Raw genomic sequence first — 13,100 nt, 5'->3', positions numbered from 1 at the left:
CGGAGAAACTCTACTATGAAGGCTATTATCCGCAAGCGTGTTCTCAAGACAGGTATCACTGTCGTGGGACTTTCAGCACTCGCCGTGGCGGTCAGTGCGCATGCCCAGCAGACACTGAACATTGTGTCTTGGGGCGGTGCCTACAGCATGAGCCAGCACGAGGCTTACGATAAGCCGTGGATGGAGAAGACCGGCGACGAGATCGTCAATATCGACCGCAGCGGTAATGCGCTGGCCGGGCTGCGCGCGCAATCCCAGGCCGGTAACGTCACCTGGGATCTGGTCGACATGCTCCCCGCCGATGCCATGATCGCCTGTGCCGAAGGGCTTATCGAGCCGCTCGATCACGATGAACTGCTGGCCGACGCCCCGGATGGTACGCCGCCCAGCGAGGACTTCGTCGACGGTGCCTTGGGTGACTGCTTTGTGGCCTCCATCGTCTATTCCAATATCGTCGCCTTCAATAGCGACATGTTCCCAGAAGACGACCAGCCCGGCACCATCGAGGATGTCTTCGATCTGGAAAACTATCCTGGCAAGCGGGCCCTGCTGCGTAAGCCGATCAACAATATGGAATGGGCTTTGATCGCCGATGGCGTCGATCGTGATGAGGTCTACGCCATGCTCGAGACCGAAGAAGGCGTACAGCGTGCCTTCGCCAAGTTGGATACCATCAAGGACGAGGTTATCTGGTGGGAAGAGGGCGCCCAGCCGCCTCAGTTATTGGCCGATCAGGAAGTCGCCTTTGCTTCCGCTTACAACGGCCGGATCTTCAATGCCATGGTCACTGAAGACCAGCCTTTCGAGATCATCTGGGACGCCCAGGTGTTCGAGCTGGATGGCTGGGTGGTACCTACCGGCAAGCTCGACAAGGTGAGTGATTACCTCCATTTCGCCACCGATACCCAGCGACTCGCCGATCAGGCGCAGTACATCTCCTATGGCCCGGCACGTAAGTCTTCCTCTGAGCTGGTGTCCACCCATGCCGAAACCGGCATCGAAATGACGCCCCACATGCCGACCTACGGGCCGAACTTCGCTACGGCACTGCAAAAAGACGACCTGTTCTGGGCCGACTACAACGATGAGCTGACCCAGCGCTTTAACGCCTGGCTGTCCCAGTAAGCTCCTGCCGCCGCCCACTGAAAAAACCGGGCGGCGGCATGCCGATAGCAGATCGTTGCTGATCACTTCTTTCGCCTGATGGAGCGACCTACGTGTCCGAATCTCCTGCAGCTCCTTTGACAACGGCCGATGGTGTGCCGCTCAAGGTCAGCCTACGTCGTACCGTGCGACGCTCGAAAATCAAGGCGCTGTTGCTGGTGGCGCCGCTCCTGGCATTCCTGTTTATCGCTTTTCTGATGCCCTTGTTCGAAATGCTGTGGCGCAGTGTCGATAACCCGGAAGTGTCTACCCATTTATCCCGCACCGTTTCAGCGCTGGAAGGCTGGAACGGTGAGTCATTACCCGATGAAGCTGCCTTTGCCGCTTTGGCCGAGGATCTCCGCGAAGGCCAGCAAGAGCGTAACCTGGGATTGCTGTCCAGTCGGCTGAACTATGAAAAGTCGGGCATGCGTTCGACCATCAGCCGCACGGCGCGCCGTGTCGGCACACTGGAACCGCCGTATCGTGAGTCGCTCATTGCGGTCAATGACACCTGGGGGGAGCTCGATACCTGGAAGCTGATCCAGCGTGAGGCGTCTCCCTATACGATGTCGTATTATCTAGCAGCGGTCGATCTCCAGTTGAGCCCGGACGGCGATATTGTCCAAGTGCCGGAATATATGCAGATCCACGCCACCCTGTTTTGGCGGACGCTGTGGATGAGCGCCGTCATCACCGGCCTGACGTTACTGCTTGGTTTTCCGGTGGCTTTTCTGCTGGCAAGTCTTCCTGCGCGTCACTCCAACCTGCTGATGATTCTGGTGCTGCTGCCCTTCTGGACCTCGCTGCTGGTGCGCACCACCACCTGGATCGCCATCCTGCAGTCTCAAGGTGTATTGAACGATATAATGGTATTTCTTGGGGTGGTTGCTGATGAGGCCAGATGGCAGATGATCCACAACAAGATGGGCACGATCATCGCCATGACGCATATCCTGCTGCCGTTCATGATTCTGCCGCTCTACTCGGTGATGAAGACCATCCCGCCCAGCTATATGCGCGCCGCACGCTCGTTGGGCGGCAAGCCGTTTCTGAGTTTCCGCCGGGTCTATTTCCCGTTGACGATTCCGGGCATTGCCGCCGGCGGTATCCTGGTGTTCATCCTGTCGATCGGCTACTACATCACGCCGGCGCTGGTGGGAGGGCAGTCGGGCCGCTTCATTACTAATTACATCGCCTACCATATGCAGACATCGCTCAACTGGGGGCTGGCGGCTGCGATTTCCTCCATCCTGCTGTTCGTGGTGATTATTTGCTACTTGGTATTCAATCGCCTGATCGGCGTCGACAAGGTTAAGCTGGGGTAAACGATGGCCATTCCTTCCTATGCCACCCGTGGCGAGCGCATCTGGCACACCATATTCCTAGGTATCTGCGGGCTGGTTTTTCTGTTCCTGATCGGGCCGCTACTGGTGATCATACCGTTGTCGTTCAATGCCGAGCCCTATTTCACTTTCAGCAAGGCGATGGTGACGTTTGATCCGGCCGGTTATTCGTTGCGCTGGTATCAGGATTTCTTTACGTCTAGCGCGTGGCTCAATGCCATCAAGAACAGCTTCATCATCGGTATCGCCTCCACACTGCTGGCCACGGTGCTGGGAACCGTCGCGGCGCTGGGGTTGTCGAGTCGATACATGCCGGCGCGTGGCGTGATTATGGCGCTGCTGATCTCGCCGATGATCGTGCCGCTGATCATCTCTGCGGCGGCGATGTTCTTCTTCTTTTCCAAGGTCAATCTCGCCCAGACCTACGTAGGCGTGATCCTGGCGCATACGGCGCTGGGCATTCCCTTTGTGGTTATCACCGTGACGGCCACACTATCGAGTTTCGATACCACGCTGATCCGTGCCGCGCATAGCCTCGGGGCCAATCCGACGCGAACCTTCTTCAAGGTGGTGCTGCCACTGGTCACACCGGGGGTGGTGTCGGGGGCGCTGTTCGCTTTCATTACATCCTTTGATGAAGTGGTCGTGGTGCTGTTCATTGCAGGCCCTGAACAGCGCACCATGCCGATACAGATGTGGTCGGGCATCCGCGAGCAGATCAGCCCGACCATTTTAGCGGTAGCAACCATGCTGGTACTGCTCTCGATGCTGCTGCTCACCACCCTTGAGTTTCTGCGCCGCCGCGGCGAGCGGCTGCGGGGGCTCTCGCCCGGCTAAACAAAAAAGGGGAGGCTGAGCCTCCCCTAATCGACAACGTAATGGATCGCGATGCCGCTTAGCCTTGAGCCAGCTTCAACGAAGGGACTTCGTGGCTCAAATTCTCAAGCATCCGGGCGGCGTACCAGTCGATAAAGTCGATAACGCCAAATTCATAGGTCTCGGAGTAGGGGCCGGGCTGATAGGCTTTAGAATTGATGCCGCGCTGGTTCTCCTCGGCCAGTTGGCGATCCTGGTCATTGGTAGCGTCCCACACGCGGCGCAACTTTTCGGGGTCGTAGTCAACGCCTTCCACAGCGTCCTTGTGAACCAGCCATTTAGTGGTCACCACGGTTTGCTGCGGACCAACCGGCAGCACGCGGAACACGACCGCATGATCGCCCATGAAGTGGTTCCATGAGTTGGGCAGATGCAGGATGCGCAGCGACCCCATATCGGGGCTTTTAAGCCGCCCCATCAGCTTCTGGCAGCCGGGCTGGCCGTCCATGGTCATCGACACGATGCCATCCAACAGCGGCGTGCGGGTTAGGCGGTTCTGCTGGCCCAGCCGCGTCAGCTGGTAGGGTACCTGCTCACGGTCCCAGTCCGCCTGTTTCCGAGCCACTAGGGCTTTGTAGGCGGGCGTGGCGCGTGGGTCGTCGGTGTCATCGAATTCCTGGAGCGAGTTCAGTAGCTCGGGGTGGGCGCCGTTGCAGTGATAGCACTCGCGGTTGTTTTCGATGACCAGTTTCCAGTTGGCCTGCTCAACGATGCTGGACTCGGTGGCGACCTTGACGTTGTCCATCTGGTACGGTTCGAGGTAATGCTCTAGCGTGGTCAGAAAGTCATCAATCGCGGGCGGCTCATCGCTCAGGTTGATAAAGATGAAGCCGCCAGCGGTGCACACGTTGACCGGCTTGAGGCCAAACTGGTTGAGGTCGAAGTCAGTGCCCATGTCGCTGCCGGCAAACAGCAGGCGACCATCAAGTTCGTAGGTCCACTGGTGGTAAGGGCAGACGAGCTTGGCCACCTTGCCCTTTTCTTTGACGCACAGACGCGACCCGCGGTGGCGGCAGACATTGTGAAATGCATGAACAGCGCCTTCATTGCCGCCCACGATGACAATGGGGTTGTCACCGATATCCAACGTCATGAAGTTGCCCTTGGCCGGGATTTCGCACGTCATGCCAGCAAACAGCCACTCTTTCTCGAAGACCTCCTGCATATCAAGCGCGAACAGGCGGGCATCGTTGTAAAACGGCTGCGGAAGCGAAAAGGTACGCCCTCTTTCCTGCAGCATCTGGACCGTTGACTCACGCGCCGCAGCAAGCGGGTCGTCCATCCGATTAGAAACACTTTTTTCCATACCAGTATCCTCTTGAACCTCCGCTCCCCCCTCAAGGGCTGCGAATCGGCCGATAGTCCAGATTGTGAGTCTTGTTGTTTTGTTGCGTAACCTGGCGTTTTATTCAAACGTGCCCTGACGTTAGTGACCGATTGTGTTGCAGGCGCCTCCTTGCCAGTTATCTACCCGCGACATTAGGAGGCGTAGAGGCGACTAAAACAGAGGTTTCTAAACGATAAAGAGGGGCATGAGGTAAGTGCGAGTCGCTGTCAGGTAAGTCGGCGAAGAGTCGCGTGCCCAGAATGCAGCTCAAAGGTGCTGGACGTATCGTCAATACGGGCCGGTGATGCATAGTGATAAAGGCTGTTCAGGCAGAGGCGACAATGACAACTAATTTCTTTAATCCGGTCACGACCCAAACCTGGACCAACGGTCGCCACCAAGTGCGGTGCGTCAAAATAATCCAGGAAACTCAGGATGTACGCACGTTCTGTTTTATGGCCGAGCAGCCGGTGCTGTTCTTCTTCAAGCCCGGTCAGTTCGTGACGCTGGAGCTTGAGATTGATAACCAGCCGATCATGCGCTCCTACACGATTTCCAGCTCGCCTTCGATTCCTTACAGCTTTTCCATCACCGTCAAGCAGGTGCCGGGCGGCAAGGTCTCCAATTGGCTGCACGCCAATATGAAGGTGGGCGACGAGCTGGTCGTGCACGGGCCGGTAGGTAACTTCAACTCCATCGATTACCCCGCTGAGAAAGTGCTGTTTCTCTCGGGTGGTGTGGGCATTACCCCCTTGATGTCCATGACCCGCTGGCTTTTCGATACCAACGCTGCGGTTGACGTTGAGTTCATCCACAGCGCCCGAGCCCCCCGCGATGTGATTTATCACCGCGAGCTGGTGCATATGTTTTCGCGCATCCCCGAGTTCAAGCTGCACATCATCTGCGAGAGCAAGGAAGATATTGGCGAGGCCTGGGCTGGCTACCGTGGTTACCTAACCCAGCCGCTGTTTGAACTGATGGTGCCGGACTTCATGGAGCGGGAGATCTTTTGTTGTGGTCCGGCACCTTACATGGATGCCATCAAACGTATCCTGCGACACCATAATTTCGACATGAGCCATTATCACGAAGAGTTGTTTGGCGCCACGCCGGTAGAGGTTCGTGAGGATGTACGTGAGCTGGCCGAGCAGGCTGAAGTCGATGCCGAAAATGTCGATACCAGCGACTTGCACAGCATTGAATTTGCATCGTCAGGCAAAAGTGTCCGCATCCAGCCTAACGAGACGGTTCACTCGGCAGCAGCGAAGCTTGGCCTGCATATTCCCAAGGCCTGCGGTATGGGGATTTGCGGCACGTGCCGAGTAGCCCTCAAATCCGGTGAAGTGGAGATGGAGCATAACGGCGGCATTACTGATGAGGATGTTGAAGAAGGTTACATTCTGTCGTGCTGCAGTCGGCCGAAAGGCAATCTGGTGGTGGATTTCTAGCCAGCCAGCACATGGCTACCCAGGTTCAAGCGCCCTAAACGGCTACTGCCCGTCTAGGGCGCTTGGCTTTTTTGGGCAGCCTCAGGCGCGGTATCGGCTAAATGTAGCCGATGTCGCAAATACATCGAGCGGTGACGTCGGCAAGCATCTTGGGGCCGGGAACCAACGATAGTATCGCGGTAACAACGCGTTGATAGGGACTTGGGTTGATAGCGACCTGGGTTTATCAGCATTAAAGAGTATGTCCAGCACTTAATAAAGAAGTGACTCATCAGGAGGCGCTAATGCTTCAAGATAATTTTTCCCCCAATGCTCGCTTGGCCAATTACGACAGCTTGCTCGCTGAGGCAATTGCTGAAGAAACGGTTCGCCAAGAAGCGCATATCGAGTTGATCGCCTCCGAAAACTATACCAGCAAGCTTGTCATGGAAGCACAGGGCACCCAGCTGACCAACAAGTATGCTGAAGGCTATCCCGGTCGCCGTTATTACGGCGGATGCGAGTTCGTTGACAAGGTCGAAACCCTGGCCATTGAGCGCGCCTGTGACCTGTTCAGTGCCAACTATGCCAACGTGCAGCCGCATTCCGGTGCCCAAGCCAATGCCGCTGTGTTCATGGCGTTGGTTTCACCCGGCGATACCGTGCTGGGCATGAGTCTCGCCCACGGCGGCCACTTAACCCATGGTGCTGCACCCAATTTTTCGGGCAAGCACTACAACGCCGTGCAGTATGGTCTCAAGCCGGAAACCGGCGAGATCGACTACGAAGAAGTTGAGCGTCTGGCGCGTGAGCACCAACCGAAGATGATTATTGCAGGTTTCTCCGCTTACTCACGGGTAGTGGACTGGCGGCGTTTTCGCACCATCGCCGACGAGGTGGGCGCTTGGTTGATGGTCGATATGGCGCATGTCGCCGGCTTGGTTGCCGCTGGCCTCTACCCAAGCCCGCTGCCATTCGCCCATGTGGTGACCACGACGACCCACAAAACGCTGCGTGGTCCTCGGGGTGGCTTGATCCTTTCTGCTGATGGCGACGAAGCGCTGTACAAAAAGTTGAACGGCGCGGTCTTCCCGGGCCAGCAGGGTGGCCCGTTGATGCATGTCATCGCCGCTAAGGCGGTGGCGTTCAAGGAGGCCATGAACCAAGGGTTCGTGCGCTACCAGCAGCAGGTGATCGATAACGCCCAGGCCATGGCCACGGTGTTCATGGAACGCGGCTATGATGTGGTGTCAGGCGGTACCGACGACCATCTCTTTCTAGTCTCGCTGATTCGCCAGGGCATCACCGGTAAAGATGCGGACGCGGCGTTGGGCCGCGCGCATATCACCGTTAATAAGAACACGGTGCCTAACGACCCCCAGAGCCCGTTCGTGACCTCTGGTCTGCGCATTGGCACACCGGCGGTCACCACGCGCGGCTTCGATGCCCAGGAGTGTGGTGAGCTGTCCGGATGGATCTGCGACATCCTGGACGAATTGGCTGCCGGTAATGACACCGCGACCATCGAAGCCGAGGTGCGAGCCAAGGTGGGCGAGGTGTGTGCCCTGCACCCTGTTTACGCTGAGCCTGTCGCTGAAACCGTCGAAGCCATTGCTTGAGAGGAGCGCCCCTATGCAACGCTATTCCGGCTTCGGCCTGGTCAAGCACGCGCTGAGCCACCACGAGAATTGGGAACGCCAGTGGCGTAATCCCACACCCAAGAAGCAGTACGATGTGATCATCGTCGGTGGTGGTGGCCATGGCCTGGCAACGGCCTATTACTTAGCTAAAGAGTTCGGCATCAAGAACGTGGCGGTGATCGAGAAGGGCTGGCTGGGCGGTGGCAACACCGCCCGTAATACCACTATCGTGCGTTCCAACTACTTATGGGACGAGTCGGCCGCCCTTTACGAACATGCCATGAAGCTGTGGGAAGGGCTATCGCAGGATCTGAACTATAACGTGATGTTCTCCCAGCGGGGGGTGCTCAATCTGGGGCATACCCTGCAGGACATGCGCGATATTCAGCGCCGGGTTAATGCCAATCGGCTGAATGGCATTGACGGTGAAGTATTAGACGCCAAAGGCGTGCAGGAGCTGGTGCCGATCATGGACTGCTCCAAAAACGCTCGCTACCCGGTGATGGGCGCCTCCTGGCAGCCGCGCGCCGGCGTGGCGCGCCACGATGCGGTGGCCTGGGGCTATGCCCGCGGCGCCGATGCCCACGGCGTGGACATTCTGCAGCAGACCGAAGTCACCGGCTTCAAGATTCGTGATGGCCAGATCTACGGTGTACACACCAACCGTGGTGATATTGAAGCCAAAACTGTCGGTTGTGTGACGGCCGGTAACTCCTCCGTACTGGCCAAAATGGGCGGTTTTAATCTGCCGCTGGAATCCCATCCGCTGCAGGCGCTGGTGTCCGAACCCATCAAGCCAGTGCTCGATACGGTGGTGATGTCCAACCAGGTGCATGGCTACATCAGCCAGTCCGACAAGGGCGATCTGGTCATCGGTGCAGGCATCGACGGCTATAACGGCTATGGCCAGCGTGGCAGCTACCCCACCGTGGAGCACACGCTCCAGGCGATCGTCGAGATGTTCCCGATCTTCTCGCGGGTGCGCATGAACCGCCAATGGGGCGGCATCGTTGATACCTGCCCGGATGCCTGTCCGATCATCTCCAAGACACCGGTGAAAGGTCTCTACTTCAACTGCGGTTGGGGTACCGGCGGCTTCAAGGCGACGCCGGGGTCGGGGCATGTGTTTGCCGCCAGCCTGGCCAAGGGGGAAATGCACCCCATCGCCGAGCCTTTCTCCATGTTCCGCTTCCACAGTGGTGCGCTGATCGACGAGCACGGCGCCGCCGGCGTGGCCCACTAGGGTTTGTACGAGGAGTATCCAAATGTTCTATATCTACTGCCCTTACTGCGGCGAACACCGTGAGGAAGAGGAATTTCACCCCAAGGGCCAGGCGCATCTCGAGCGACCCAAGGAGCCCGAGGCGTGCAGTGACGAAGAATGGGGTAACTACCTGTTTTTCCGCGATAACCCCCGTGGTGTTCACCATGAAATGTGGGTGCACGCGGTGGGCTGCCGCAAGTTTTTCAACATGACGCGTCACACCGTGAGCTACGAGATTCTCGAGACCTACAAAATGGGCGAGCAGCCGTCGATTACCGCCGAAAGCCAGAACCCGCCTCGCGAGGCCGCTGCGGTAAGCCAACAAGAAGGAGTGCGGGCATGAGCCAGTCCAAGCAACAAGTGTACCGCCTAAACACGGGCGGCCGTATCGACCGCTCCCGCACGTTGAGCTTCACCTTCAACGGCGAGCGTTACCAAGGCCACCCTGGCGATACACTGGCCTCGGCGCTGCTGGCCAACGGCGTGGATATCGTCAACCGCAGCTTTAAATATTCTCGTCCCCGCGGCATTGTTGCCGCTGGCGCCGAAGAACCCAATGCCATCGTGCAGCTGGGCAGCAGCGAAGCGGGCCAAGTGCCCAACGTACGCGCCACCCAGCAGGCACTGTATGGCGGCCTGACCGCGGCCAGCACCAACGGCTGGCCGAACGTGCAGCGCGACCTGATGGGTCTGGTCGGCAAGCTGGGCGGTCAGTTCATGCCGCCGGGGTTCTACTACAAGACCTTCATGGCGCCGGCCTCGATGTGGCTGACCTACGAAAAGTACATCCGTAAGGCGGCGGGGCTGGGCCGTAGCCCCATGGAAAATGATCCGGACAGCTATGATCACTTCAATCAGCACTGCGATGTGCTGGTCGTTGGCGCAGGCGCCGCGGGTCTGGCGGCAGCGCTGGCCGCCGCACGTAGCGGCGCCCGGGTGATGGTGGCCGACGAGCAGGAAGAAATGGGCGGCTCACTGCTGGCCAGTCGTGAAACCCTGGATGGCAAGCCGGCGGATCAGTGGGTGGCCCGGGTACTGGACGAGCTGGCGCTCTGTGAGAACGTCACCCTGCTGCCGCGTACCACGGCCAACGGCTATCACGATCACAATTTCGTCACCCTGCATGAACGGCGCACCGAGCACCTGGGCGATACGGCGCCGGTGGAAAATGGCCACCGTCAGGTACGTGCGCGTCTGCACCGGGTACGCGCCGGTCAGGTGATCCTGTCCACGGGCGCCCACGAGCGTCCGCTGGTTTACGCGGGCAATGACGTGCCGGGCAACCTACTGGCTGGCGCTGTGTCGACCTACATCCGTCGCTATGGCGTGGCACCGGGCCGCAAGCTGGTGCTCTCCACCAGCAACGACGACGGCTACCGCGCTGCTCTGGATTGGAAAGAGGCCGGCTGTGAGGTCGTCGCTATCGTGGACGCCCGCGAGGCGCCGGCGGGCGACTGGGTCGACGCTGCCCGCGCCCAGGGCATCAAGATTATTGCCAGCAGTGCCGTTATCGAGGCGAAGGGCAGCAATCGGGTCTCCGCAGCACGGGTCGCCAAGATCGATATTGAGGCTTTCAAAGTCAGCGGCCCGGTTCAGGAGTTGGCCTGCGACACCATCGCCAGCTCCGGCGGCTACAGCCCGGTGATTCACTTGGCTTCCCACACCGGTGCGCGACCTACCTGGCGCGACGATATTCTCGGCTTCGTGCCGGGGCTGGTGAAGGGCGTTCAGGCGTGTGGCGGTGCGAAGGGTACCTATGCATTGGGCGATGTACTCGCCGAGGGTGTCGAGGCGGGAATCAGGGCGGCAGCTGCCTCCGGGCACACCGCCCAGGCGGTTAGCCTACCTAGCGCCGAACATCTTCAGCAAGGGCCTGCAGTGGCACTCTTCCAAGTGCCCCACGAGAAGTCCACGCTGCGCGGACCCAAGCAGTTCGTCGACCTGCAGAACGACGTCACCGCCGCGGGCATCGAGCTTGCGACCCGAGAAGGCTTTGAGTCCATCGAGCACATCAAGCGCTATACCGCGATGGGCTTCGGTACGGACCAGGGCAAGCTGGGCAACATCAACGGTATGGCGGTTGCGGCTCGCTGCCTGAATCGATCCATCCCCGAGGTGGGCACCACGGTGTTCCGTCCCAACTACACCCCGGTGACCTTCGGTGCCATCGTCGGTCGCCACTGCCGTGATCTGTTCGACCCCGAACGCTACACCGCGCTTCACCAATGGCACGTAGAGCGCGGCGCCGAGTTCGAAGACGTCGGCCAGTGGAAACGCCCTTGGTACTATCCACAAAAGGTGAATAGCAAGGTCGAGACGATGCACGAGGCGGTTGCCCGCGAGTGCCTGGCGGTGCGTGAGAAGGTCGGTATCCTCGATGCCTCGACGCTTGGCAAGATCGATATTCAAGGGCCAGATGCGCGTGAGTTTCTGGCGCGGATTTATACCAACAAGTGGGAGAAGCTGGCAGTCGGCAAGTGCCGCTACGGCCTGATGTGCAAGGACGATGGCATGGTCACCGATGACGGCGTGACCAGCTGCCTTGCTGAAAATCACTTTTTGATGACCACCACTACCGGTGGCGCTGCCGCAATCCTGGAATGGTTGGAATTATGGCATCAGACCGAGTGGCCGGAATTGGATGTCTACTTCTCTTCAGTGACTGACCACTGGGCCACTATGACGATCACCGGTCCTGAAGCCCGCAAGCTGCTCGCTGAGATCAGTGATCTCGATCTTGACCGCGATAGTTTCAAGTTTATGGATTGGCGATCCGGAAAAGTGGCGGGGGTGCCTGCCCGAGTTTTCCGCATCTCTTTTACGGGCGAGCTGACCTTCGAGATTAACGTGCAAGCCAACTATGCCATGCACGTCTGGCAGACCCTATTCAAGCATGGCGAGAAATATGGCTTGACGCCCTATGGCACCGAGACCATGCACGTCCTGCGGGCGGAAAAGGGCTTCATCATCGTGGGGCAGGAGACCGACGGTTCAGTGACGCCGGAAGACTTAGGCATGCATTGGGCGATCGGCTACGACAAGCCGTACTCATGGATCGGCAAGCGCGCCCTGACGCGTTCCGACACCAAGCGCGAGAACCGCAAGCAGCTGGTGGGGCTCAGGCCGAAAGACCCGAAGGTGATTCTCGAAGAGGGAGCCCAGATTGTGCTTGACCCCAAGCATGCGATCCCCATGCCGATGGTGGGTCATGTCACCTCCAGCTACTACAGCCCGATTCTGGATTCAGGCTTTGCGCTCGCGGTGGTGAAGGGCGGCCACCAGAAGCTGGGTGAGACGGTCTACCTGCCTATGGCGGATGGTCAAACTCATGAGGCCGAAATCGTCAGCACCATTTTCTACGACCCTAAGGGAGAGCGCCAGCATGTCTAACGCGGCCACCTTCGATACCCGTACCGATACCGCTATCCCGGTAGAGTCCCCGTTAGCCTACAGCTACCGGCACAGCGGTGCTCCACGGGCCGGCGGCGAAAGCCGGCTCCAGCTGCGCGAGCGGGCAATGCAGGGGCATTTGATCCTGCGTGGCGGCGCTATTGTGCTCGACGAGGCAGTGCGCGACGTGCTGGGGCTCAACCTGCCCGGCCAGCCCCAAACGCTGGTGCAGGACGCCAGCGGCGAGCGCTCCATTCAGTGGCTTTCCCCGGATGAATGGCTGGTGATCGTGCCCGGCGGCGAGGAGTTTCCGCTGGAGACCAAGCTGCGCGAGCATCTAGGCAGCGCTCACTTCGCGATCAGCGACGTCAGCGGCGGCCAGACCCTGATCGAGCTTTCCGGCGAGGCGGCGCAAGAGCTATTGATGAAAACGGTGACCTACGACGTGCACCCCAGTCACTTCCCAGTGGGCAAGGGCGTCACGACGGTCTTTGCCAAGGCGACCACCATTATTCGCCGTCCCAGTGAGGACCGCTGGGAGCTGGTGATTCGCCGCAGCTTTGCCGATTACTGCTACCGCTGGTTGCTGGATGCCGGGTCAGAATACGGCGTTAACGTACAACAATAAGCAGGCAGGCCGGAACGGCGTTCCGGCCGCTACTCTCTGCCGCTAACCGAGACGCATGC

At 59.1% G+C, this 13,100-nt stretch carries 10 protein-coding genes; 9 read left to right on the top strand and 1 reads right to left on the bottom strand.

All coding sequences use genetic code 11. From position 1 onward, the window contains the following. Positions 1 to 15 precede the first annotated feature (15 nt). The 3 genes from RZA33_RS04965 to RZA33_RS04955 all read left to right on the top strand — a co-directional run bounded on the left by RZA33_RS04965 (position 16) and on the right by RZA33_RS04955 (position 3,326). On the top strand, positions 16 to 1,125 hold the full coding sequence (locus tag RZA33_RS04965) for an extracellular solute-binding protein (protein ID WP_322976191.1): 1,110 nt from the start codon (positions 16 to 18) through the stop codon (positions 1,123 to 1,125). A 92-nt stretch (positions 1,126 to 1,217) separates the two neighbouring features. Further along, a complete protein-coding gene (locus RZA33_RS04960) occupies positions 1,218 to 2,471 on the top strand; it encodes an ABC transporter permease (protein WP_317506744.1) in 1,254 nt (417 codons plus the stop codon). Positions 2,472 to 2,474: 3 nt separating this feature from the next. Then, the gene (locus tag RZA33_RS04955) at positions 2,475 to 3,326 is read left to right on the top strand and encodes an ABC transporter permease (RefSeq protein WP_317506743.1); all 852 of its coding nucleotides are present in this window, start codon (positions 2,475 to 2,477) and stop codon (positions 3,324 to 3,326) included. A 58-nt stretch (positions 3,327 to 3,384) separates the two neighbouring features. Here the strand turns inward: RZA33_RS04955 and RZA33_RS04950 are convergent, their stop codons facing one another. Next, complete coding sequence (locus RZA33_RS04950) at positions 3,385 to 4,671, bottom strand: aromatic ring-hydroxylating dioxygenase subunit alpha (RefSeq protein WP_317506742.1); 1,287 nt, start codon at positions 4,669 to 4,671, stop codon at positions 3,385 to 3,387. A 362-nt stretch (positions 4,672 to 5,033) separates the two neighbouring features. Between RZA33_RS04950 and RZA33_RS04945 the strand changes: the two genes are divergently transcribed. The 6 genes from RZA33_RS04945 to RZA33_RS04920 all read left to right on the top strand — a co-directional run bounded on the left by RZA33_RS04945 (position 5,034) and on the right by RZA33_RS04920 (position 13,041). Beyond that, the gene (locus RZA33_RS04945) at positions 5,034 to 6,140 is read left to right on the top strand and encodes a hybrid-cluster NAD(P)-dependent oxidoreductase (RefSeq protein ID WP_317506741.1); all 1,107 of its coding nucleotides are present in this window, start codon (positions 5,034 to 5,036) and stop codon (positions 6,138 to 6,140) included. A 284-nt stretch (positions 6,141 to 6,424) separates the two neighbouring features. After that, positions 6,425 to 7,738, top strand: coding sequence for a serine hydroxymethyltransferase (gene glyA, locus RZA33_RS04940; protein ID WP_317506740.1), 1,314 nt, complete (start codon positions 6,425 to 6,427; stop codon positions 7,736 to 7,738). A 13-nt stretch (positions 7,739 to 7,751) separates the two neighbouring features. Next, positions 7,752 to 9,002 carry a sarcosine oxidase subunit beta family protein gene (locus RZA33_RS04935; protein ID WP_317506880.1) on the top strand — a complete coding sequence of 417 codons (1,251 nt, stop codon included), beginning with the start codon at positions 7,752 to 7,754 and terminating at the stop codon, positions 9,000 to 9,002. Positions 9,003 to 9,024: 22 nt separating this feature from the next. Then, positions 9,025 to 9,366 (top strand): sarcosine oxidase subunit delta, encoded by a 342-nt coding sequence (locus RZA33_RS04930; RefSeq protein WP_317506739.1) that lies wholly within the window; start codon positions 9,025 to 9,027, stop codon positions 9,364 to 9,366. Further along, the gene (locus RZA33_RS04925) at positions 9,363 to 12,413 is read left to right on the top strand and encodes a sarcosine oxidase subunit alpha family protein (protein ID WP_317506738.1); all 3,051 of its coding nucleotides are present in this window, start codon (positions 9,363 to 9,365) and stop codon (positions 12,411 to 12,413) included. The genes RZA33_RS04930 and RZA33_RS04925 overlap by 4 nt, the downstream gene beginning before the upstream one ends. Beyond that, the gene (locus RZA33_RS04920) at positions 12,406 to 13,041 is read left to right on the top strand and encodes a sarcosine oxidase subunit gamma (protein WP_317506737.1); all 636 of its coding nucleotides are present in this window, start codon (positions 12,406 to 12,408) and stop codon (positions 13,039 to 13,041) included. The genes RZA33_RS04925 and RZA33_RS04920 overlap by 8 nt, the downstream gene beginning before the upstream one ends. The last annotated feature ends 59 nt before the right edge of the window (positions 13,042 to 13,100 follow it).

The organism is Halovibrio sp. HP20-59, assembly GCF_033052795.2.
In the GTDB taxonomy this organism is placed as follows: Bacteria; Pseudomonadota; Gammaproteobacteria; order Pseudomonadales; family Halomonadaceae; genus Vreelandella.
This window is presented reverse-complemented; position numbering and strand designations above follow the sequence as displayed.